The following is a 20,865-nucleotide window of genomic DNA, read 5'->3' on the forward strand; positions in this document are numbered from 1 at the left end:
CCGCCCGGCACCGACAGTCACAGGTCGGCGGCGTCACCTGCGGAGAGTCGGCCGTGATCGGTGCCGCCCAGGGTGTCCAGGGCCATGTCGTAGATGGGCCGGGCGATGTCGGAGAGGTAGGCGTCGTGGATGTCGATCGCCCGCCGCGGCTTGACCTCGCGGAGGTAGTCGATCACCTCGGCGACCTTGTTCCAGGGCGCGTGGACCGGGACCATCAGGGTGTCCACGGGGGCCTCGGGCACGGTCAGCGCGTCCCCGGGGTGGAAGAGCGAACCGTCCACGAGGTAGCCGACGTTGGTGATCCGCGGGATGTCGGGGTGGATCACGGCGTGCAGCTCGCCGTGCACCTGGACGTCGAACCCGGCGGCGCTGAAGGTGTCGCCGTGGCCCACGGTGTGCACCCGGCCCGGGTAGGCGGGGGCGAGCCGGCCGGCGACGCTGCGCAGGGTCCAGAGCGCGGCCGCGGGGTTGGCGTCGAGGGCGGCGCGCAGCCGGCCCTCGTCGAAGTGGTCGGGGTGCTCGTGCGTGACCAGCAGGGCGTCCGCCCCCAGGCCCGCGTCCGGTTCGCTGAAGGCGCCCGGGTCGATGACGAGCGTGTGCCCGTCCTTCTCCAGCTGGACGCAGGAGTGCAGCCGCTTGATGAGCTTCATGATCCCAGGCTAGTGCCGGGGAGCGCGGTTACGGGGTCGTCGTGGACACGACGTAGACCTTGGGGTGCTCGGGGTCCGTGAGGTCGACCGTGACGTCCCGGGTGGGGCGCGGGTCGGCCTGCTCCAGGGTGGTCCCGTACCAGGTGGCCTCCGGGGTCCAGTGCCAGCCCGCGACCTCCGTGTCGTGCGGGGAGATCGAGACCCCGGGGGTCAGCGCGTCCCGGCTGGTGCCGAGGTCGGCCAGGAAGGCGTCCAGGTCGGCGGGGGTGACCGCGATCTGCGTGAACAGCCGGCTCGTGCGCCAGTTGTTGGTCTCGAGGAACCCGACCCGCCAGGCCTTGGGCGGGATGGGGACCTCGTAGATGCTGCGCTGCACCCGGGAGGGCCAGCCCGGACGCACCTTGGTCGCGCCGATCTTGGCGGCCTTGTCGCGGCCGCTCTCGCGGCTCTGCTGGGTGGAGATGGCCAGGTAGCCCGCGGGTACGCCGACGAGCAGCAGGATGATGATCGCGGTGATCCAGCGGCGCTTGACGACGTGCCTGCGGTCCTCGGCGGTGGGCTTCGGCGCACCGCCCTCGTCGGGGGCGGACGCCTGGTGGGGCAGGGAGGGCGGGGTCACTGCTGTCCTGTGTCCTTGGGGTCCGTGGAGCCTGCGCTGTCCCGCCGGCCGAGCTGCGCGTAGCGCTCGTAGCGCTCGACCCGGCGGCGTGTGGCACGCCGGAAGCGGCGGGCGACGAGCCGGGCCAGGTCGGCGGCACCGACCATACCGGCCTCGGGGCCGAGCTGGGCCTTGGCGATCCGCGCCTCGGGCCGGTAGCCGCGGCCGGTGAGGTGGCGGCGGAAGGCCTCGCGGGCGGGACCGATCAGCAGGTCGTCGGCCGCGCTGACGCCCCCGCCGATGACGAAGCAGGAGGGATCGAGGGCGGCGGCCAGGTTGGCGATGCCGACGCCGAGCCACTGGCCGATGTCCTGGAGCAGCTCGACGCACATGGCGTCGCCCTCGCGGGCCAGCTCGGTGATGAGCGGCCCGGTGATCTCCTGGACGTTGCCGCCGACCCGGGCGATGAGGTTGTGCGCGACCGGGGAGTCGGCCGCGGCCAGCTCGCGGGCCTCGCGGACCAGGGCGTTTCCGGAGCTGTACTGCTCCCAGCAGCCGCGGTTGCCGCAGGGGCAGCGGTGCCCGCCGGGGACGACCTGCATGTGGCCGAACTCGCCGGCGACCCCGTACCGGCCGCGCTTGACCTGGCCGCCCTCGAGGATGGCCCCGCCGATGCCGGTACCGAGGGTGATCATGACGAGGTGGTCCTCGCCGCGCCCGGCTCCGAAGCGCCATTCCGCCCAGGCGGCGGTGTTGGCATCGTTGTCGACCATGACCGGGACCGCGAGCCGGGACTGGAGTGCGTCGCGCAGCGGCTCGTCGCGCCAGGCCAGGTGGGGTGCGAAGAGGACGCGGGAGCGGTCGGCGTCGACCCAGCCGGCCGCCCCGATGCCGACCGCGTGCACGTCGTGCCGGTCGGAGAGGTCCAGCACCAGCTCGACGATGGTGTCCTCGACGACCTTGGCGCTCTTGGACTTGTCCGGGGTCTCCGCGCGGATCTTCTCCAGGATGATGCCGTCGGCGTCGACGACGCCGGCCATCACCTTGGTGCCGCCGATGTCGATGCCGACGGTCGGGACGCGCGGGGCGGTCAGGTGCGACCGCCGCTCACGGGTCCCGATGGTCCGCAGGACGGTGCCCCGCGCCGACCCCCGGTGGGTGAGCGAGAAGTCCCGGTACGTGCTCATCGAGTCGTGTCGTCCCTGTCGGCATCGGAAATGGAGCCGGATGCGGTGTCCGGACCTGATTCTGCCACTCGCTCCAGTTCGTGGCTCAGTTCGTCCAGCTCGGAGCCGCCCGCCATCTGGCGGGTGAGCTCGTCCAGAGTGATCGAGTCGCGCGTGTGGCTGCCCGCCATGGTGCCGCGCTTGAGGAGCACGAACCGGTCGCCCACGAGGTGGGCGTGGTGCGGGTTGTGGGTGATCAGGACCACGCCGAGGCCCGCGTCACGGGCGGCGGCGACGTACTTGAGGACCACGCCGGACTGCTTGACGCCGAGGGCGGCGGTGGGCTCGTCGAGGACGAGGACCTTCGCCCCGAAGTAGACGGCGCGGGCGATGGCCACGCACTGCCGCTCGCCGCCGGACAGGGTCCCGATGGGCTGGTCGACGTCGCGCAGGTCGATGCCCATGCGCAGCAGCTCGGTGCGGGTGGTCTCGCGCATGAACCCCACGTCGAGGCGGCGGAAGGGGCCGCGGCCCCTGGTCGGCTCCGAGCCGAGGAAGAAGTTCCGCCAGACGGGCATCAGCGGGACGACGGCGAGGTCCTGGTAGACGGTGGCGATGCCGTGGTCGAGGGCCGCGCGGGGGTTGGCGAGCACGGTTTCCTCGCCCTCGATCTCGAAGGATCCGGCGTCGTGCTGGTGCAGGCCCGCGATGATCTTGATGAGGGTGGACTTGCCGGCGCCGTTGTCGCCCAGCACGCAGGTGATCTCGCCAGCCGAGACCTCCAGGGAGACCCCCTGGAGGGCGCGGATGTTGCCGTAGTACTTGCTGACGTCGGTCAGCTTCACCAGGGAGGTGGCTTCGGTCACGGTCGCTCCGGTCACGGTCACTTCGCCTCCGCCCGCTTGCGGACCCATGCGTTGAGCAGCGTCGCGAGCAGCAGCATCGCGCCGAGGAAGAACTTGAACCAGTCCGGGTTCCACTGGGCGTAGACGATGCCGTTGCTGGTCATGCCGAAGATGAAGGCGCCGACCGCCGAGCCGATGGCGGAGCCGTAGCCGCCGGTCATCAGACAGCCGCCGATGACGGCCGCGATGATGTAGAGGAACTCGTTGCCGACGCCCTCGCCCGACTGGACCACGTCGAACGAGAAGAGGATGTGCTGCCCGGAGATCCAGGCGCACAGGGCGACGCCCATGTAGAGGCCGATACGGGTCTTCACGACCGGGACGCCGGTGGCGCGGGCCGCGTCGGCCCCGCCGCCCACCGCGAAGATCCAGTTCCCGGCGCGGGTGCGCAGCAGGATCCAGGTGGCCACGGCGACCAGGGCCAGCCACCACAGGATGGTGACCTTCAGGGTGACCGAGCCGATGTTCCACTGCGAGGCGAAGAGGGCGCGCGCGGAGGAGAAGCCCTCCATGTCGGCGATGCTCTTGGTGGAGACCGAGCCGCTGATCAGCTTGGTGAAGCCGAGGTTCAGGCCGGTCAGCATCAGGAAGGTGCCGAGCGTGATGATGAAGCTGGGCAGCTTGGTACGGGTCAGCATGAAGCCGTTGAAGAAGCCGATGGCCAGGGTGACCAGCAGCGACACCAGGACGCCGACCCAGACGTTGGCGGTCATCTGGTAGCTGAACATCGAGGCGACCAGCGCCGAGGTCGTGACCATGACACCCGCGGACAGGTCGAACTCGCCGCCGATCATCAGCATGGCCACCGGAACCGCCATGATCCCGATGGTGGAGGCCGAGTACAGCACCGTGCTGAGGCTGGAGGCCTGCAGGAAGCTGGGGGCGGCGAAGGAGAAGAAGACGAAGACGGCGACCGCGCCGACCACGGCGCCCAGCTCCGGGCGGCCGAGCAGTTTGCGGACCACCGAGGTGGGGGCGAGCCGTTCGTCCACGGTGGCGGCCCCTCCCGCGGACCCGCTCATCGGCTGCCCCGCTTGATGAACTCCTCCAGCTCGGCGGCCTCGGCGCCGGTGACGATCTGCGGTCCGGTGAGCACCGGGCGGCCGCCGCCGAGCGTGTCCGCGTTGTAGCGGTAGAGCCAGAGCAGGTCGATCGCCTCGTAGCCCTGGAGGTAGGGCTGCTGGTCGACGGCGAAGCCGAGGGCGCCGGACTTCAGGTCGCGGGCCACGGACTCGTTCAGGTCGAAGGTGTCCACCTCGGCCTTGCTGGCGGCCGCGTCCTTCGCCTTGACCGCGGTGGGGGCGAAGGGGGCGCCGAGGGTGAGGATCGCGTCGACGGACGGGTCCGCCTGGAGCTTCGCCTGGATGGCGGCCTGGACGGAGGGCATGTTGGTGCCCTCGACGTACAGGTTCTCCATGGAGCCGGAGAAGGTCTTCTTGGCCCCGGCGCAGCGCTGCTCGTGGCCCACGTTGCCCTGCTCGTGCAGGACGCAGACGGCCTTCTTGCGGCCGCGCTTGCTCAGCTCGGTGCCGACCGCCTCGCCCGCGATCTGCTCGTCCTGGCCGATGTGGGTGAGCGCCCCGTACTCGGCGGACTGGGCGGAGCCGGAATTGACCGTGACCACCGGGATGCCGGCCTTGACGGCCTTGGCGATGACGTCCTTGAGGGCCTCCGGCTTGGCGAGGCTCACGATGATCCCGTCGACCTTCTGGTCGATGGCGTTCTGCACGAATTGCGCCTGCTGCTGCGCCTGGTCGTCGTGGGCGTAGACGAAATTGATGTTGTCCTTCGCCGCTGCCTCCTTGGCGCCCTTCTGGACGATGTCCCAGAAGGTGTCGCCGTCGCCCGCGTGCGTGACCATCGCGAAGGTCCAGCGCGGGGTGGAGACGGCCGGCCGGCCCGCCTCGGCGGCCTTCGCCCGCTCCTCGGCGCGCTTGCCGCCCGTGCTGCTGCAGCCCGCGAGCGAGGCTCCCAGTACCGCCGCGAGCACGGCGCCCACGACGCGTACCCCTGTCCGAACCCTAGCCACGTCGCCGTGCCTTTCCCTCGTCCGTCTCGTCCGTCATCATTCGGTCATTCCGGTTCCAGCCGTCCAGTATCCGCCACAGTGGACCATGAAGGGCCATCGGGGCATGCGCGGGCAGATTGACAGGTCCCCCGGACGGGGTCAGGTTGAGTGCATGCGCATCGGGCTCATCGGGACGGGCCGGATCGGCTCCTTCCACGCGGCGGCGCTGGCCCGCCAGGCGGACGCGGGCTCGCTCCTGCTCGCCGACGCCGAACCCGCGCGGGCGGCGCGCCTGGCCGACCGGCTGGGGGCCACCGCCGCGCCCTCCGTGGAGCAGGTCTTCACCTGGGGCGTCGACGCGGTGGTCGTGGCCTGCGCGACCGAAGGGCACGCCGAGCTGGTCGTACGGGCGGTGCGCGGCGGGCTGCCGGTGTTCTGCGAGAAGCCGCTGGCCCCGGACCTGGCCCGGACCCTGGCCGTGCTGCGCGAGGTGGAGGCCTGCGGCGGCGTGCTCCAGGTGGGGTTCATGCGCCGCTTCGACGCGGGCTACCGCACGGCCCGGGAGCTGGTCCGCTCGGGCGCCCTGGGCCGGCTGCACACCGTACGGACGATGACGGCCGATCCGGCTCCGCCGCCCGCGGCGTACCTGGCGACCTCCGGCGGGCTGTACCGGGACTGCCTGGTGCACGACTTCGACATGGTCCGCTGGGTCACCGGGCACGAGGTGACCGAGGTGTACGCGGCCGGCTCGGACGCGGGTCCGGCGCGGTTCCGGGAGACGGGTGACATCGACACCGCCGCGGCCGTGCTCACCCTGGACGACGGGACGCTGGTCACGGCGACCGGTACGCGGTGCAACGGCGCCGGGTACGACGTGCGCATGGAGCTGGCCGGGGAGCTGGACCAGGTCTCCGCCGGGCTGGACGACCGTACGCCGATCGCCTCGACCGAGCCGCAGGGCCCGCCCCCGGCGAGCAAACCGTGGACGGGGTTCCTGGAGCGGTTCGCCCCCGCGTACGAGGCGGAGCTGGCGGCCTTCGTACGCCTGGTCCGCGGCGAGGGCCCCAACCCGTGCGACGGCCGGGAGGCGCTCGCCGCGTTCCGGGTCGCGGAGGCGTGCGAGCTCTCGCGCCGCGAACGGCGCCGGGTCCGGCTGGAGGAGCTCCCGGATCTGTGAGCGGGTGGCCATCGGGGCGGCTACCAGCGCACCGGCAGCCGGGTCACGCCCCGGATCAGGCTGCCCCCGATCCAGGTCGGCGGACCCCCGGCCGGGTCCTCGGCCAGGTCCGGGAAGCGCTCCAGCAGGCCGCGGATCGCGATGCGGCCCTCCATCCGGGCGAGCGGGGCGCCGATGCAGAAGTGCAGTCCGTGCCCGAAGGCGAGGTGGCCCTGGGGGGCGCGCCGGATGTCGAAGGTGTCGGGGCTCTCGTACCGCCCGGGGTCGCGGTCGGCGCCGGCCAGCGAGACGAGGACGGTGGCTCCGGCCGGTATGGCGGTGCCGCCGAGCTCCATGTCCTCGCGGGCGTAGCGGTAGGTGGTGTTCTGCACCGGGCCCTCGTAGCGGAGCATCTCCTCGACCGCCCCGTCGAGCAGGCCGTCGTAGTCGGCGCGCAGGGCGGCCAGCTGGTCCGGGTGAGCCAGCAGCGCGCGCGTGCCGTTGGATATGAGGTTGACCGTGGTCTCGTGGCCGGCGATCAGCAGCAGGAAGGCCATCCCGATCAGCTCTTTGGAGGACAGCGCGTCGCCGTCCTCGTCCCTGGTCTGGATGAGGGCGCTGAGCAGGTCCTCGCCGGGGGCCTTGGCCTTGGCCTCGACGAGCTCCGAGAGATAGTCGCCGAGCTTCTGGTGCGCGGTGGTGCTCGGGGCGAGGGAGGTGGGCGCGAGGACCTCCTTGGACCAGTAGCCGAAGCGCTCGCGGTCCAGTTCGGGCACGCCGAGGAGTTCACCGATGACGGTCATGGGCAGCGGAAACGCGAGGGCCTTGATCAGGTCGGCGGTGCGCTGCGGGCGGGCGGCCATCGCATCGAGCAGTTCGTCGGTGATCTGCTGGACGCGGGGCCGCATGGCGTGCACGCGGCGGGAGGTGAACTCGCGGGCGACCAGGCGGCGCAGCCGGGTGTGCTGCGGCGGGTCGGTCTCCAGCATGTTGCTGTTGGCCACGGTGGCCGCCACGCCCGGCAGGACTCCGCTGCTGTTCCAGTCCTTCGACAGGCCGGGGTGCTTGAGCGCCAGGCGGGCCTCTTCGTAGCCGACGACGAGCAGGGTGGGTGCGTACTCGGGGGCCGAGACCTCGACTTGGTGCACCGGACCCGCCGCGCGCAGGCGGGCGTAGAAGGAGTACGGGTCGACGTGGAAGTCCGCGTCGTTCGCGCTGATGTCCGGTTGTGGCATGCGGCCTACATTACGACGCCGGTTCAGTGCTGGACCTGGCGCTTTCCGGACAGTCAGGCGGAGTTGGCCGCGCGGCGTCCCCACGCCGTACCGGCCAGCACCAGCGCGGCGCCGGCGAAACCGGCCGCACCGAGGTGTTCGCCGCCGATCGCGATGCCGGCGGCGGCCGCCCAGAGGGGCTCGGTACCGAGGAGCAGGCTGACGCGGGAGGGCGAGGTACGGCGTACGGCCCACATCTGCACGAAGAAGGCGAAGAGGGTGCAGAAGACGGAGAGGAAGGCGAGCCCGGCCCACTCGGCGGGGCCGAAATCCGCCGCGGCGGCCCAGGGGCTGTCGCCGGTGCCGGGCAGGACGGCGAGTGCGGCGAAGACCAGGACGGCACTGCCCAGTTGCACCGTGGTCAGGGACAGCGAGTCGGCGTCCTGGACGGCCTTGATCCGGGCCATGAACATGACATGCGCGGTGCGGGCGAGGGCGGCGCCGAGGATCAGCAGGTCACCGGAGCTGGGCGCGGTGAACCCGGCGCCCTGGGTGAGGAGTACGACACCGGCGACGGAGACGGCGGCGGCACCGAGGAAGCCGGCCGCGGGGCGGGTCCGGCGGACGGCGGCCTCGGCGAGCGGCGTGAAGATCATGGTCAGGCTGATGATCAGCCCCGCATTGGTGGCGGAGGTGTGGACGACCCCGTAGGTCTCCAGGAGGAAGATCCCGCCGAGCACGAGTCCCAGCAGCCCGGCGCCGCGCAGCTGGGCGGGGGTCAGCGCCCGCAGCCGCCGCCACCCGGTGACGGCCAGCACGGGCAGGACCAGCCCGAAGCGCAGCACGAGTACGCCGATCACGGTCTGCGTGGTGGTGATGCCCTTGGCGGCGAGGTAGCTGCCGCCCCAGAAGACGGCGACGGCCAGCACGGGCAGGTCGGCGAGCCAGGCGGCGCGGCGGGGTGCGTTGCGGGGGGCTTCGAGGGCGGGCGAGAGCGCTGTCACCAGGGTGTCTCCGATGGCGGGAAGCGGGTGGAGACTTCGGCGGCTCTCACGATGCGGGGCCACCGTACCGGAGCCGATCATGCGGGTCGACCCATTTGCGGACTGACCCGACCGGCCCCGTAGCATCGGGGGCATGGCTGATCTCTACGCCCTGGACCTGGCCTTCGACCTGGTCGAAACCACCCCGGACGCCGTGGTCGCGGAGCTCCGGCGCCAGTTGGCGCCGGACGGACTCCTCGGGACCCGGGGCCCGGCGTGGCGCGTCGGGGGCATGCTCGTCGGCGATTTCGGGCCGGACGACCGCGGCGGCTGGGCCCTGACCGCCCGCCAGGAGATCCACGCGGAGCAGCTCCCGGACCTCGAGGACCTCCTGCTGCTCCTCGCACCGCACGTCCGCCCGCCGGGCCCGGTCGGCCGGATCCGCCACTACGAGCACGAGTCCCCGGACCTGCTCGTACTGCGCGAGGGCCGCGTGGTCCAGCTGACGCTGGACCCTCGCTAGACGTCCCTCAGCTGTCCAGGAACGTGCCGAAGGTGGCGCGTCCCTTCTGCCGGTAGGTGTGGATGGCGATGCCGCTGGACGTCGTACGGGAGCCCGTCAGCTCGAAGGCCGTCGGCAGCCCGCCGGTCGAGAACAGCTTCCGCCCGGCGCCCAGGAACACCGGGAAGACCTGCAGGTTCAGCTCGTCCACGAGGTCCCGCGCCAGCAGCCACTGCGCGAGCTGACCGCTGCCGTGCACCTGGAGCTCCCCGTCCAGCGCGTCCTTGACGCGGACGATCTCGCTCTGCAGGTGCTCCCCGTCGAGCACGGCGGCCGGGCCCCAGGCCGGTTCCTTGAGGGTGGTCGAGGCCACGTACTTCGGCAGCCTGTTCAGGCCGCCCGCGACGGGGTCGGCGGGGTCGTCGTGCTGCGGCCAGTACCCGGCGAAGATCTCGTACGTCTTGCGCCCGAGCAGGAACGCCCCGGCCCGGCCGAAGACCTCGGCGACGAACTCCCCCATGCCCTCGTCGGCGTACGGCACCACCCAGCCGCCGTACTCGAATCCGCCGCTGGTGTCCTCCTCGGGTCCGCCGGGCGCCTGCATCACGCCGTCGAGGGTCAGAAAGGTGGTGAGGGTCAGCTTGCCCATGGCTCCGCGCTCCTTGCTCGATCGTCCTTACGGGGATTCAGACTCCCGGGCCGCCGCGAACTCATCGGTGCGGCGCGCGAGGAACGCCACGTCCGATTCCCGCCAGCGTCCGGTACCGGACTCCCATTTCATTGAAGCCGCAACCACTTCGATGGAGGAGGACGGCATGAACGGCTCTGTGGCACTGGTGACCGGGGGCAGTCGCGGGATCGGGGCGGCGAGTGCGCTGCGGCTCGCGGAGGACGGGTTCGACGTCGTGGTCACGTACGTCAACGACGCGCGGGCGGCCGCCGAGGTGGTCGGCAAGGCCGAGGCGCTCGGGCGGCGCGCGATGGCCGTACGGGCCGACGCGGGCGCCGCGGCCGGGGCGGCGACCGCGGTGGACGAGACCGTACGGGCCTTCGGGCGGATCGACGTCCTGGTCAACAACGCGGGGGTGGGCGTACTCGGACCCCTCGGCGAACTGACCCTGGACGACGTGGACCGGGTGCTCGCGGTCAATGTCCGGGGCGCGTTCCTGGCGGCCCGGTCGGCGGCCGGGCGGATGGGCTCCGGCGGCCGGATCATCACCATCGGCAGCTGCATGGCCCAGCGCGTCCCGGGTCCGGGCGGCACGCTGTACGCGATGAGCAAGTCGGCGCTGACCGGGCTGACGAAGGCGCTGTCCCGGGAGCTCGGCGGGCGCGGCATCACCGCGAACCTCGTGCACCCCGGGCCGGTCGACACCGACATGAACCCGGCCGACGGGCCCCGCGCGGACCCGCAGGCGGCGGCGACGGCCCTGGGCCGTTTCGGCACCGCGCGGGAGGTGGCGGCCATGGTGTCCTTCCTGGCCGGGGAAGGGGCCGCCTACGTCACGGGCGCGGAGTTCGCCGTCGACGGCGGCTACGCCGCGTAGGTCCGGACGGGGCCTGGCCGGACAGCGGAACGCCCCGGGGGTGTCGGCCCCCGGGGCGTTCACGGCTGGATGGCGTCAGGCGCCCAGTTCCTGGTGGCGGGCGGCGTGCGCGGCGGCGCCGGCCTCCGTCAGGGAGCCGTGCAGGCGCAGGCGCGAGAAGCCGCCGTCCGGGAAGATGTCGATCCGGACGTGCGTGCCGACCGCCGGGGCGTCCAGCACGAAGCGGTGGTTGGTGTCGGGCTGCAGGCGGGTGCGCGGCAGGAACTCCGTCCACTCGCCCTCCTCACCCGTCTTGACGGACAGCGAGGCCCAGCCGGCCGAGTTGCCCTTGAGGTAGGCGGTGTCGATCTCGACGGCGCGGATCTCGGACTCGGCGACCAGCTGGTAGCGGATCCAGTCGTTGCCGTTGTCACGGCGGCGGGCGGTCTCCCAGCCGTCGTCCATCTTGCGGGAGCGGCCCGGGTTGATGGTGTTGGTCGGCGGGGAGTAGAAGCGGTTGGACGCGTCCTGCACCGAGCCGCCGTTCTCGAGCGCGACGACGTCGAAGGTGCCGAGCGTGGCGAGCCACTTCGGGTCCGGGACGACCTCGCCGTACACGCGCAGGCGGGCGATGCCGCCGTCCGGGTGCTGGTTGACGCGCAGGTGCGTGAAGCGCTGCTCGGCGTTCACCTCGAAGCCGTTGGCCGCGTGGCCGCCGACCGGGGTGCGCGGGACGAGCACGGTCCACTTCACGTCGTCGGCGAGGAGCTCCTCCGGGGTCGGTGCGAGGGCGCCGTCCCAGTTGGTGCCCTCGATGGAGACGGCCTGCGGCATGTTGCCGCGGAAGTGGGCGGTGTCGACGACGATGCCGCGGATGACGCCGGGGGCGCCCAGGCGTACGAGCGCCCAGTCGTGGTCCTCGGCGGTGGGCCAGGGCTGGGTGGCCGAGACACCGCGGCGGCGGCGGGTCTCCCAGCCGTCCATGATCTTGCCCTTGTGGCCGAAGTGCTCGGGGTCGAAGTGCGCGGCCTCGGCGATCAGCAGGTTCTCGCGCTGGGCGAAGAACTCGTCGTTGGCGGCGATGACACCGGCGCCCAGCTCACGGGCGGCGAGGTTCGCGTACTGGGTGAACGGGAAGTCCGCGGTGCGGTAGTCCGCGTACGGGTCGCCGCCTCCGTACGGGTTCGCGTTACCGGTGAAGGAAGCCAGTCCAGTTGAACGCTGTGCCACTGTCAGTTCTGCCTTTCGAGGAGGAGGCCCGTGGGCTCGGTCGGGGTGCCGTGGTCGGCGATCTGCGTACCGCGCAGCCAGGTGGACTTCACGACGCCGTGCAGGGTCTTGCCCGCGTACGCCGTGATCCGGTTGCGGTGGTGCAGTTCGGCCGGGTCCACAAGGAACGTTTCTTCCGGGGCCACGACGGCGAAGTCGGCGTCGCGGCCCACCTCGATCGCGCCCTTCTGCGCCAGGCCGGCGAGGGCGGCCGGGGCGGCGGACATCCAGCGGACGACGTCCTCGAGGGAGTGGCCGCGCCGGCGCGCCTCGGTCCAGATGGCGGGCAGGCCCAGCTGGAGGGAGGAGATGCCGCCCCACGCGGAGGCGAAGTCGCTCGTTTTCAGGTCCACCGTGGAGGGCGAGTGGTCGGAGACGATGCAGTCGATGGTGCCGTCGGCGAGCGCGTCCCACAGGAGGTCCTGGTTGGCGGACTCGCGGATGGGCGGGCAGCACTTGAACTCGCTGGCGCCGTCCGGCACTTCCTCGGCGGTGAGGGTGAGGTAGTGCGGGCAGGACTCGACGGTGATCTTGACGCCCTCGGCCTTGGCGGCGGCGATCAGCGGCAGCGCGTCGGAGGAGGACAGGTGCAGCACGTGGACGCGGGCGTTCAGCCGCTTCGCCTGGGCGATCAGGTTCTCGATCGCGGTGTTCTCGGCGTCGCGCGGGCGCGAGGCGAGGAAGTCGGAGTACTTCGGGCCGGGGACGACCGGGGCCGACTCCAGGTGGTGCGGGTCCTCGGCGTGCACGATCATCAGGCCGCCGAAGCCGGTGATCTCGGCGAGGGAGGCGGCGAGCTGCTCCTGGTCGAGCTCGGGGAACTCCTCCACGCCCGAGGGCGACAGGAAGCACTTGAAGCCGTAGACGCCGGCGTCGTGCAGCGGGCGCAGGTCCTTGACGTTGTCCGGCAGGGCGCCGCCCCAGAAGCCGACGTCGACGTGCGCCTTGGCGCGGGCGACCTCCTGCTTGACGCGCAGGTTGTCGGTCGTGGTGGTCGGCGGCAGGGAGTTCAGGGGCATGTCGAGGATGGTGGTGATGCCACCGGCCGCCGCGGCGCGGGTCGCCGTCCAGAAGCCTTCCCACTCGGTGCGGCCCGGGTCGTTCACGTGGACGTGGGTGTCGACCAGACCGGGGAGCAGGACGTCGTCGCCGAAGTCCTCCAGCCGGGCTCCGACCGGTACCTCGGCCTCGTACGCCAGCACGGCCGCGATCTTCCCGCCGGCGACGGCCACCGAAGCGGCGCGCGTCCCCTCGGGGGTGATGACGCGCGTCGAGCGCAGTACCAGTTCCACAACCACGTCGGGCACCGGAACCTCCCCATCTACTTCCACAGAGCGAAATTCAACGTTCTGTTGACGGAGTCTTCACGGCGATCCGGGACCAGTCAAGAGCGCCCGGACGGACCGCTGACACGCCTGCATCGCAATTGGATGTTTCCACAGGATGGAATTAAGATTTCGCTATACAGAATGTAGCTACCACCACCGGGGACGGGGAGGTAACTTCCCGAGGACGTCCGCCACCAGGACAAACCGCCTCTGACCGGCGGGGACGGCATCGCCCCTGCTCTAGGGCCGAAGCCGACCGACCGGTAGGCTGCTTCCTTGCCTGCCAGCACCGAAAGGACCGCGCCGTGCCGACGTCCAGCGCCAGCACCACCGACGCTTCCGCCAAGCCCACCGCCGCCAGCGGTGGCGTCCAGTCCCTTGAGCGCGCCTTCGATCTGCTCGAACGCATGGCCGACGCCGGGGGTGAGGTCGGCCTCAGCGAGCTCTCCGCGGCCAGCGGACTGCCGCTGCCGACGATCCACCGTCTCATGCGCACCCTCGTGGCGTGCGGCTACGTCCGCCAGCAGCCCAACCGACGTTACTCCCTCGGGCCCCGGCTGATCCGCCTCGGCGAGTCCGCGTCGCGGCTGCTGGGCACCTGGGCCCGCCCCTACCTCGCCCGCCTGGTGGAGGAGACCGGGGAGACGGCGAACATGGCCCTGCTCGACGGGGACGAGATCGTCTACGTCGCCCAGGTGCCGTCCAAGCACTCCATGCGCATGTTCACCGAGGTCGGCCGCCGAGTGCTCCCGCACTCCACCGGCGTGGGCAAGGCGCTCCTCGCCCACACCCCCGCCGAGGAGGTACGGGCCCTGCTCGCGCGCACCGGCATGCCGGCGGCGACCGAGAAGACCATCACCACGCCCGAGGGCTTCCTCGAGGCGCTGGAGCAGGTCCGCAAGGTGGGCTACGCGGTCGACGACAACGAGCAGGAGATAGGAGTCCGCTGCCTCGCCGTGTCGGTGCCGAACTCGCCGACCGCCGCCGCGATCTCCATCTCCGGCCCGGCCGGCCGGGTGACCGAGGCCGTGGCCGAGTCCTTCGTGCCGATCCTGCAGGGTGTCGCGGCCGAGCTGTCGGTCGCCCTGTCCAACCAGAGCCCCGCCTAGGTGTGTTGTCCGGGCAGGTTGGTGACGCGGCTGGCGGGTGTTTGGCCTTGGATGCCGGTGTGGGGTCGGTGGTAGTTGTACCAGTCGATCCAGTCGGTGAACGCTTCCTGGCGCTGGTGATCTGAGGTGTAGGGCCGCTGGTAGGCCCATTCCTCGAGCAGGGTGCGGTGGAAGCGTTCGACCTTGCCGTTGGTCTGCGGCCGCCAGGGCCTGGTCCAGCGGGGGCTGATGCCCAGATCACTGCAGGTCTGACGCCAGGTGTTCTTGCTGTAGGCCCAGGCGTTGTCGGTCAGGACGCGTTCGACGGTGATGCCCAGGGACGCGAACCAGGCGGTGGCCCGGGCCAGGAAGGCGGCGCAGGTGGGGGCGGTCTCGTCGGGGAGGTCTTCGGTGTAGGCGAGGCGGGTGTGGTCGTCGAGGGCGGTGTGAAGGTAGGCCCAGCCCGCGCCGGTCTTGTTGCGGCGGCCCTCGGCGCGGCCGAGGGCCTGGTGGCCGCCGCCGTCGGGGATCCGGCCGAGTTTCTTGACGTCGATGTGGACGAGTTCGCCGGGCCGCTGCCGTTCGTAGCGGCGGACGGGCTCGCCGGTGGCGCGGTCCAGGGTGGCCAGTGGCGGCAGGCCGTGGCGCATCAGGATGCGGTGGGCGGTGGAGGGCGCGATCCCGCAGCGGGCGGCCAGCCGCAGGGGGCCGATGCGGTGTTCGCGCCGCAGTCGCAGGACGTGTTCCTCGACCGTGGCCGGTGTCCGGGCGGGCTGGTGGTGGGGGCGACTGGTCCGGTCACTCATTCCGGCGACGCCCAGCGTGCGGTAGCGGCCGGCCCAGCGGGCCGCGGTGGTGTGGCTGACCTGGAAACGTTCCGCTGCCCGCCGCACGGGCCAGCCGTCGTCCACGACACAACGCGCCAGGCGCAGTCGTCCGGTCTCGGTCAGCGGGGCATTACGGTGGACCACGAGGGCCTCCTCGGATCGGTGCAGATGTCGCAATCCACACCGAACCCGGAGGCCCTCACCCATTTCAAGAACCCAGCACGCGTGTCACCAACGTCCCGGGACAACACACCTAGGCCCTGTCCCGGCAGGCAGTCGTACGAAAAGGCCCCGGCGCCCCTCGCTTCGAGGGGCGCCGGGGCCTTTTCGTACGCGGTCCCGGGGCTCAGGGCGCCGGGACCGGTTCCTGGCTCTGCTTGAGGCGGCCGTCGGCCATCGTCGCCGTACGGTCCATCCGCTCCAGGTGGGCGTGGTCGTGGGTGACCAGCACCGTGGCGGTGGAGCGCTCGCGGGTCAGCGTGACCAGCAGGTCGAGCACGGCGGCGCCGCGCTCGTGGTCGAGGGCACTGGTCGGCTCGTCGACCAGCAGCACGGCGGGCTCGTTCATCAGGGCGCGGGCTATGTTGATCCGCTGGCGCTGGCCGCCGGAGAGCTGGTGGGGCCGCTTGTCGGCCTTATCGGCCAGACCCACCGCGTCCAGCAGCTCCAGCGCGCGCCGGCGCAGCGCCCGCGAGGGGCGGCCCGAGAGGTGCGCCATGACCTGGAGCTGTTCGGCGGCGGTCAGCGAGGCCAGCAGGTTCGGCTGCTGGAAGACGATGCCGATCTTCTCCCGGCGCAGGGCCGACTTCTCGGCCGCGCTCATCCCCGCCGTGTCCCGGCCGGCGACGACCACCCGGCCGGAGTCCGGGGTGACCAGGGTGGCGGCGACCGCGAGCAGGCTGGACTTGCCGGAACCGGAAGGTCCGATCACCGCCGTCAGGGTGCCGGCGGGCACCTCCAGGCCGACCGCGTCGAGAGCGGTGAGCCGGGAGTCCCCGTCGGGGTAGGTGAGCGTGACGTCGTGGACGAGCAGGGTCATCGGGCGCTCCCGAGGGCGGTCAGCGGGTCGACGGCGGTGATCCGCCGGATGGACAGGGCCGCGCCCAGCGCTCCGAGCACGATCATCACGGCGGCCGGGACGAACACGGTGGCGGCGTCGAGCACGAAGGGCACGTTCCCGCCGCTGATCAGGGCGCCGAAGCCGGCGGCGAGCGCCGTGCCCAGCCCGGTGCCGATCGCGAGCATCACCACGGCCTGGCCGAGGGCGTCCTTGAGCAGGTAGGGGGTGGAGGCACCCAGTGCCTTCAGGACGGCGATGTCCCCGCTGCGCTGGATGGTCCACACCGTGAAGAAGGCGCCTATCACCAGGGCCGAGATGGCGAAGAGGAAGCCGCGCATCAGCTGGAGGGAGCCGTTCTCGGCCTGGTACGAGCCTATGGCGCCCAGCGCCTCGTCCACCGTCTGCGCCTTGGTGCCGGCGGCCTCGTCCGCGGCGGTCAGGTCGATGCCGTCGCCGGAGACGCCGACGACGGTCGCCAGGGTGTCCAGGGAGGTGCCGGGGTTGCCGATGCGCTGCCAGTCGTTCAGGTCCATCCAGACGACCGGGGTGTGGCTGTAGGCGGCGGTGCCGGAGACCGCGGCCACGGCCAGCTCGAGCGGGCCGATCTTCAGTTTGGCTCCCGCGGTGAGGCCGCCCAGCTCCTTCGCGGCCTTCTCGGTGAGGACCACCTGGCCCTGGGCGAGGCCCGCGCCGCGTGGAGCCAGCCTCCCGGCCGGCTCCACGCCGAAGGCGGACACCGCGGCGGTGCGTTCGCCCGCGGAGGCGTTGGTGGTGCGGATGCCGAGCGGCTCGGCCGCGCTCACCCCGGGCTGCCCCCGCCAGGCCCGCCAGGCCTTCTCCGGCACCTGGGAGCTGGTGAAGGACACCTTCTGCTCACCGGTGGGCGCGGCGAAGGCCAGATGGGTGGCGGGCAGCCCGGTGACGGCCGAGATGTTCTCCCGGGCCAGGCCGGAGGTGAGTCCGGACAACAGGCCGACCAGCAGCGTGATCAGCAGGACGACCGAGCCCATGAGGGCGAACCGGCCCTTCGCGAACCGTAGATCTCTCCATGCGACGAACATGTCCCCCACCTTGGTCTTCCGCGTGGACACAAGGCATCGCGCCACGGTAGCGATCCTGGTATCGAAGGGCGCACCGAGACATCAAACTTTCGATTGACCGGGGGTGGCCGGGCCCGACTTACGCTGGTCCGGCGATGACTGCTCCCGTTCCCCCCGTTCCCCCCGTTTCCCGCGCCCTCACGCCCGTGTCCAAGGTGCTGCGGCTGTGCCTGCACGCCCTGCTGCTGGGGCTGCTCGCGCTGGCCGCCGGGCGGGCGCTGGCCGACTCCGCGCCCCGGGCCGGCTGGGTGGTCGCCGCCTGCGCGGTGCTGGCCGCCGTGTACGCGGGCGGCGTACGGGCCCCCGTGGTGCACCGCTCGCCGCGCGCCGGGGCGGTGTGGCTGGCCGCGCTCGGCGGGGCCTGGGTCGCCCTGCTGGCGGTCTCCCCCGACGGGCTGTGGATCGCCTTCCCGCTGTACTTCCTGGAGCTGCACCTGCTGCGGCTGCGCTGGGGGGTCGCGGCGGTCGCGGTGACCGCCTGCGCGGCCATCGGCGGCTTCCTCGCGCACAGCAGCGCGGTGACCCCGGGCGCGTTCCTCGGGCCGCTGCTGGGCGGGGCCGTGGCGGTGGCGACCGTCCTGGGCTACCAGGCGCTGTACCGCGAGAGCGAACGCCGCCGCGAGCTGATCGAGGAGCTCATCACGACCAGGGCGGAACTGGCCGCGGCCGAGCGGGGCGCCGGGATCCTCGCCGAACGGGAGCGGCTCGCCCGGGAGATCCACGACACCCTGGCCCAGGGGCTGTCCTCCATCCAGCTGCTGCTGCGGGCCGCCGAACGGACGCTGCCGGGGGATTCGGCGGCCCTGCCGCACATCGCGCAGGCCCGGGAGGCCGCCCAGGAGAACCTCGCCGAGGCGCGCCGTTTCGTACGGGCCCTCACCCCGCCGGATCTGGAGCACGGGTCGCTGGCCGCCGCGCTGGAGCGGCTGTGCACGGGGGCGCCCTGGCCGCGGGTGCGGTTCTCGCTGAGCGGCAGCCCGCGGGTGCTGCCGACCCCGTACGAGGTGGCCCTGCTGCGGATCGCGCAGTCGGCGCTGGCCAATGTGGTGCGGCACGCGCGGGCGAAGCGCGCCGAGATCACCCTGACCTTCATGGACGCCTCGGTGACGCTGGACATCGTGGACGACGGGCAGGGCTTCGCCCCTTCCTCGGCCGCCGCGGCCTCCGGGGACGGCGGCTTCGGGCTGCCCGCGATGCGCTCGCGCGCCGAGACCCTGGGCGGGCTGTTCACCGTGGAGTCCGAACCCGGCCAGGGCACCGCCGTGGCCGTCACCCTGCCGCTGCCCCTGGAGGCGTCCTGATGACCATCCGGCTGCTGCTCGCGGACGACCACCCGGTGGTCCGGGCGGGACTGCGCGCGGTGCTGGACACCGAACCGGACTTCGCGGTGGTCGCCGAGGCCGCGACCGCCGAACGGGCGGTGGAACTGGCCGCCGCCGAGCAGGTGGACGTGGTCCTGATGGACCTGCAGTTCGGGCCCGGGATGCACGGTTCCGAGGCGACGGCCCTGATCACGGCCCGGCAGGACGCGCCCCGGGTGCTGGTGCTGACCACGTACGACACGGACGCGGACATCCTGGCGGCGGTGGAGGCGGGCGCCTCGGGCTACCTGCTGAAGGACGCCCCGCCGGAGGAGCTGGCGGCGGCGGTACGGACGGCCGCGGCGGGCCAGTCCGCGCTGGCCCCGGCGGTGGCGCTGCGCCTGATGGACCGGATGCGGACCCCGGCGGAGGCACTGACCAAGCGGGAGCTGGAGGTGCTGCAACTGGTCGCGGACGGCCTGTCGAACCAGCAGATCTCCAAGCGGCTCTTCCTCAGCCAGGCCACGGTCAAGTCCCACCTGGTGCACATCTACGCGAAGCTCGGCGTCGACTCCCGCACCTCGGCGGTCGCGGCCGCCGCCACCCGCCGCCTGATCCGCACCCCGTAGCTCCGCCGGAGAGGGCGGGCGACTACGCCACCCAGTACGGCCGTTCCACCGCCGGGGACAGCGGGACCCCGTCGTGGAAGGCCTCCGCGAGCAGCCGGACGCCCTCGTCGAGGCGGTCGGCGGGCAGCGTGTACGGAATCCGGAGCCGGTGCTCGAAGGTGCCCGGGTCCACTCCGAAGCGGGCACCGCGGCCGATGTGCACCCCGGCGGCCGCAGCCCGTTCGGACAGGGCGGAGCTGACCGGCTCGCCGAGGTCGACCCAGAGCGAGAGCCCGCCCGGCGGGAGCTGCCAGGACCATTCCGGGGTGTGCCGCTGGAGGGACTGGACCAGGGCCTCGCGCTGGATCCGCAGCTGCGCGATGCGCGCGGGCAGCGACCGTTCCAGGCTCTCCATCAGCGGGAGCGCGACCAGCTGGTCGAGCACCGAGCCGGTCATGTCGGCCGAGACCCGCACGGAGGTCAGCTCGGTGATCATCTTCGCGGTGGCCCGGACCCAGCCCACCCGCAGACCGCCCCAGTGCGTCTTGCTGAGCGAGCCGATGGTGATCACGTGGTCCGCGCCGCCGCGCGGGGCGAGCGAGGCCAGCGGCGGGGGCGCGGGGACGTCCAGCGCGATGTCGGCGATGGTCTCGTCGACCACCAGCCAGGTCCCGGTGGCCCGGGTGGCCGCGAGCAGCCGCAGCCGCTGCTCCGGCGGCATCAGCGCGCCGGTCGGGTTGTGGAAGTCGGGGATCGCGTACGCCAGCCTGGGCACGGTCTGCCGGAGCGTGGACTCGGCGATCTCCATGTCCCAGCCCGCGTCGGAGACGGCGATGGACCCGGTGCGCAGCCGGGCGTGGCGCAGGGCGTCGAGGGCGTTGGCGTAGGTCGGGTTCTCGGTGACGACCCGGTCCCCGGGGCGGCAGAGCAGGCTGACGACCAGTGCGAAGGCCTGCTGGGCCCCGGCCGTGACCAGGATCTGCTCGGGGCGCGTGGGCAGCCCGCGCCGGGTGAACCGCTCGGCGACGGCCGCGCGCAGGTCGGGCAGGCCGAAGGGGTGGTAGCCGGGGCTCCGGGCGAGCCGGGGCAGCCGGGGAGCGGCCCAGGCGAAGGCCTCGGCCAGGATGCCTTCCGGGGCGCCCATGGCGGCGATGGCGAGGTCGATCCCGGGGTCGCCGTCGGGCCGGCCTCCGGTGCCGCCGCCGACGAGGACGGGCGAGCCCACGGGCAGGTGCCCGTCGGGGAGCTCGGTCCAGGTGCCGGAGCCGCGGCGGCTGCGGACGTAGCCGCTCTCGCGCAGCAGGTCGTAGGCGCCGGTGACGGTGGCCCGGCTGGCGCCGACCGCCTCGGCGAGCTCCCGCTCGGCGGGCAGCCGTACGTGCAGGGCGACGCGGCCGTCGAGGATCAGCGTCCGCACGGCGTCGGCGAGCGCCCGGTAGCCGGGGCGGGCCAGCACCTCGGCGGGGAGCAGGGCCGCGAGCTGACGGCTGCCGATGGTTCTGTCCGCTGTCTGGACCACTCGCCCGTTTGCCATGCCAACCTCCCCTGATTGGCTCTGACGGCCAGGCCAATCGAG

Annotated in this window: 21 protein-coding genes; 6 read left to right on the forward strand and 15 right to left on the reverse strand. The window is 72.4% G+C overall.

Annotated features, from left to right (window positions below; all coding sequences use genetic code 11):
* Positions 1–17: 17 nt before the first annotated feature.
* From JIW86_RS10390 to JIW86_RS10415, 6 genes are read right to left on the reverse strand one after another with little or no spacing between them, the layout of a single operon-like run.
* Positions 18–650 carry an MBL fold metallo-hydrolase gene (locus JIW86_RS10390; RefSeq protein WP_257553492.1) on the reverse strand — a complete coding sequence of 211 codons (633 nt, stop codon included), beginning with the start codon at positions 648–650 and terminating at the stop codon, positions 18–20.
* A gap of 28 nt (positions 651–678) precedes the next feature.
* Positions 679–1,269, reverse strand: a complete 591-nt coding sequence (locus JIW86_RS10395; protein WP_257553493.1) for a hypothetical protein — start codon at positions 1,267–1,269, stop codon at positions 679–681.
* Entirely contained in the window at positions 1,266–2,435 is a 1,170-nt protein-coding gene (locus JIW86_RS10400) for an ROK family glucokinase (protein ID WP_257553494.1), read from the reverse strand. Before JIW86_RS10400 ends, JIW86_RS10395 begins: the two co-directional genes overlap by 4 nt.
* Entirely contained in the window at positions 2,432–3,328 is an 897-nt protein-coding gene (locus JIW86_RS10405; protein WP_215145695.1) for an ATP-binding cassette domain-containing protein, read from the reverse strand. The genes JIW86_RS10400 and JIW86_RS10405 overlap by 4 nt, the downstream gene beginning before the upstream one ends.
* The gene (locus tag JIW86_RS10410; RefSeq protein ID WP_257553495.1) at positions 3,298–4,341 is read right to left on the reverse strand and encodes an ABC transporter permease; all 1,044 of its coding nucleotides are present in this window, start codon (positions 4,339–4,341) and stop codon (positions 3,298–3,300) included. Before JIW86_RS10410 ends, JIW86_RS10405 begins: the two co-directional genes overlap by 31 nt.
* The gene (locus JIW86_RS10415) at positions 4,338–5,318 is read right to left on the reverse strand and encodes a substrate-binding domain-containing protein (RefSeq protein WP_257553496.1); all 981 of its coding nucleotides are present in this window, start codon (positions 5,316–5,318) and stop codon (positions 4,338–4,340) included. The genes JIW86_RS10410 and JIW86_RS10415 overlap by 4 nt, the downstream gene beginning before the upstream one ends.
* A 181-nt stretch (positions 5,319–5,499) precedes the next feature.
* Here JIW86_RS10415 and JIW86_RS10420 point away from each other — a divergent pair, with 181 nt between their 5' ends.
* Positions 5,500–6,504 (forward strand): Gfo/Idh/MocA family oxidoreductase, encoded by a 1,005-nt coding sequence (locus JIW86_RS10420; protein WP_257553497.1) that lies wholly within the window; start codon positions 5,500–5,502, stop codon positions 6,502–6,504.
* A gap of 20 nt (positions 6,505–6,524) precedes the next feature.
* Here JIW86_RS10420 and JIW86_RS10425 read toward each other — a convergent pair whose 3' ends face one another.
* Entirely contained in the window at positions 6,525–7,718 is a 1,194-nt protein-coding gene (locus JIW86_RS10425) for a cytochrome P450 family protein (RefSeq protein ID WP_257553498.1), read from the reverse strand.
* A gap of 53 nt (positions 7,719–7,771) precedes the next feature.
* On the reverse strand, positions 7,772–8,701 hold the full coding sequence (locus JIW86_RS10430; RefSeq protein ID WP_416237548.1) for a DMT family transporter: 930 nt from the start codon (positions 8,699–8,701) through the stop codon (positions 7,772–7,774).
* 133 nt (positions 8,702–8,834) lie between these two features.
* Here JIW86_RS10430 and JIW86_RS10435 point away from each other — a divergent pair, with 133 nt between their 5' ends.
* Positions 8,835–9,203 (forward strand): hypothetical protein, encoded by a 369-nt coding sequence (locus JIW86_RS10435; RefSeq protein WP_257553499.1) that lies wholly within the window; start codon positions 8,835–8,837, stop codon positions 9,201–9,203.
* 7 nt (positions 9,204–9,210) lie between these two features.
* On the opposite strand, the gene JIW86_RS10440 is transcribed toward JIW86_RS10435, so the two are convergent.
* The gene (locus tag JIW86_RS10440) at positions 9,211–9,831 is read right to left on the reverse strand and encodes a dihydrofolate reductase family protein (protein ID WP_257553500.1); all 621 of its coding nucleotides are present in this window, start codon (positions 9,829–9,831) and stop codon (positions 9,211–9,213) included.
* A gap of 166 nt (positions 9,832–9,997) precedes the next feature.
* Between JIW86_RS10440 and JIW86_RS10445 the strand changes: the two genes are divergently transcribed.
* The gene (locus JIW86_RS10445) at positions 9,998–10,729 is read left to right on the forward strand and encodes an SDR family oxidoreductase (protein ID WP_257553501.1); all 732 of its coding nucleotides are present in this window, start codon (positions 9,998–10,000) and stop codon (positions 10,727–10,729) included.
* A 75-nt stretch (positions 10,730–10,804) separates the two neighbouring features.
* On the opposite strand, the gene alc is transcribed toward JIW86_RS10445, so the two are convergent.
* Complete coding sequence (gene alc, locus JIW86_RS10450) at positions 10,805–11,938, reverse strand: allantoicase (RefSeq protein ID WP_257553502.1); 1,134 nt, start codon at positions 11,936–11,938, stop codon at positions 10,805–10,807.
* Between the two features lie 2 nt (positions 11,939–11,940).
* The gene (gene allB / locus JIW86_RS10455) at positions 11,941–13,275 is read right to left on the reverse strand and encodes an allantoinase AllB (protein ID WP_257559283.1); all 1,335 of its coding nucleotides are present in this window, start codon (positions 13,273–13,275) and stop codon (positions 11,941–11,943) included.
* Positions 13,276–13,610: 335 nt separating this feature from the next.
* Here allB and JIW86_RS10460 point away from each other — a divergent pair, with 335 nt between their 5' ends.
* Positions 13,611–14,414, forward strand: a complete 804-nt coding sequence (locus JIW86_RS10460) for an IclR family transcriptional regulator (RefSeq protein WP_215145709.1) — start codon at positions 13,611–13,613, stop codon at positions 14,412–14,414.
* Here the strand turns inward: JIW86_RS10460 and JIW86_RS10465 are convergent.
* The 3 genes from JIW86_RS10465 to JIW86_RS10475 form a co-directional block, all read right to left on the reverse strand.
* Positions 14,411–15,364 carry an IS481 family transposase gene (locus JIW86_RS10465; protein WP_257553503.1) on the reverse strand — a complete coding sequence of 318 codons (954 nt, stop codon included), beginning with the start codon at positions 15,362–15,364 and terminating at the stop codon, positions 14,411–14,413. The genes JIW86_RS10460 and JIW86_RS10465 overlap by 4 nt on opposite strands.
* A 202-nt stretch (positions 15,365–15,566) precedes the next feature.
* On the reverse strand, positions 15,567–16,259 hold the full coding sequence (locus tag JIW86_RS10470) for an ABC transporter ATP-binding protein (protein ID WP_257553504.1): 693 nt from the start codon (positions 16,257–16,259) through the stop codon (positions 15,567–15,569).
* Complete coding sequence (locus JIW86_RS10475) at positions 16,256–17,341, reverse strand: ABC transporter permease (RefSeq protein WP_257553505.1); 1,086 nt, start codon at positions 17,339–17,341, stop codon at positions 16,256–16,258. Before JIW86_RS10475 ends, JIW86_RS10470 begins: the two co-directional genes overlap by 4 nt.
* Positions 17,342–17,475: 134 nt before the next feature.
* On the opposite strand from JIW86_RS10475, the gene JIW86_RS10480 reads away from it, so the two are divergent.
* Both JIW86_RS10480 and JIW86_RS10485 read left to right on the forward strand, forming a co-directional pair.
* On the forward strand, positions 17,476–18,681 hold the full coding sequence (locus JIW86_RS10480; protein ID WP_257553506.1) for a sensor histidine kinase: 1,206 nt from the start codon (positions 17,476–17,478) through the stop codon (positions 18,679–18,681).
* Complete coding sequence (locus JIW86_RS10485; RefSeq protein ID WP_257553507.1) at positions 18,681–19,310, forward strand: response regulator; 630 nt, start codon at positions 18,681–18,683, stop codon at positions 19,308–19,310. The genes JIW86_RS10480 and JIW86_RS10485 overlap by 1 nt, the downstream gene beginning before the upstream one ends.
* A 22-nt stretch (positions 19,311–19,332) precedes the next feature.
* Here JIW86_RS10485 and JIW86_RS10490 read toward each other — a convergent pair whose 3' ends face one another.
* Positions 19,333–20,823: a PLP-dependent aminotransferase family protein gene (locus tag JIW86_RS10490; RefSeq protein ID WP_257553508.1), complete on the reverse strand. Its 1,491-nt coding sequence runs from the start codon at positions 20,821–20,823 to the stop codon at positions 19,333–19,335.
* Between the last annotated feature and the right edge of the window lie 42 nt (positions 20,824–20,865).

The sequence above is a fragment of the Streptomyces sp. NBC_00162 genome (genome assembly GCF_024611995.1).
GTDB lineage: Bacteria > Actinomycetota > Actinomycetes > Streptomycetales > Streptomycetaceae > Streptomyces.

What these genes read in the sequence shown, in the direction of transcription:
- JIW86_RS10390 (WP_257553492.1), bottom strand. Translation starts at nt 650, where the DNA reads ATGAAGCTCATCAAGCGGCTGCACTCCTGCGTCCAGCTGGAGAAGGAC.
- JIW86_RS10400 (WP_257553494.1), bottom strand. Translation starts at nt 2,435, where the DNA reads ATGAGCACGTACCGGGACTTCTCGCTCACCCACCGGGGGTCGGCGCGG.
- JIW86_RS10405 (WP_215145695.1), bottom strand. Translation starts at nt 3,328, where the DNA reads ATGGGTCCGCAAGCGGGCGGAGGCGAAGTGACCGTGACCGGAGCGACC.
- JIW86_RS10410 (WP_257553495.1), bottom strand. Translation starts at nt 4,341, where the DNA reads ATGAGCGGGTCCGCGGGAGGGGCCGCCACCGTGGACGAACGGCTCGCC.
- JIW86_RS10420 (WP_257553497.1), top strand. Translation starts at nt 5,500, where the DNA reads ATGCGCATCGGGCTCATCGGGACGGGCCGGATCGGCTCCTTCCACGCG.
- JIW86_RS10425 (WP_257553498.1), bottom strand. Translation starts at nt 7,718, where the DNA reads ATGCCACAACCGGACATCAGCGCGAACGACGCGGACTTCCACGTCGAC.
- JIW86_RS10435 (WP_257553499.1), top strand. Translation starts at nt 8,835, where the DNA reads ATGGCTGATCTCTACGCCCTGGACCTGGCCTTCGACCTGGTCGAAACC.
- JIW86_RS10440 (WP_257553500.1), bottom strand. Translation starts at nt 9,831, where the DNA reads ATGGGCAAGCTGACCCTCACCACCTTTCTGACCCTCGACGGCGTGATG.
- JIW86_RS10445 (WP_257553501.1), top strand. Translation starts at nt 9,998, where the DNA reads ATGAACGGCTCTGTGGCACTGGTGACCGGGGGCAGTCGCGGGATCGGG.
- JIW86_RS10470 (WP_257553504.1), bottom strand. Translation starts at nt 16,259, where the DNA reads ATGACCCTGCTCGTCCACGACGTCACGCTCACCTACCCCGACGGGGAC.
- JIW86_RS10475 (WP_257553505.1), bottom strand. Translation starts at nt 17,341, where the DNA reads ATGTTCGTCGCATGGAGAGATCTACGGTTCGCGAAGGGCCGGTTCGCC.
- JIW86_RS10480 (WP_257553506.1), top strand. Translation starts at nt 17,476, where the DNA reads ATGACTGCTCCCGTTCCCCCCGTTCCCCCCGTTTCCCGCGCCCTCACG.
- JIW86_RS10485 (WP_257553507.1), top strand. Translation starts at nt 18,681, where the DNA reads ATGACCATCCGGCTGCTGCTCGCGGACGACCACCCGGTGGTCCGGGCG.
- JIW86_RS10490 (WP_257553508.1), bottom strand. Translation starts at nt 20,823, where the DNA reads ATGGCAAACGGGCGAGTGGTCCAGACAGCGGACAGAACCATCGGCAGC.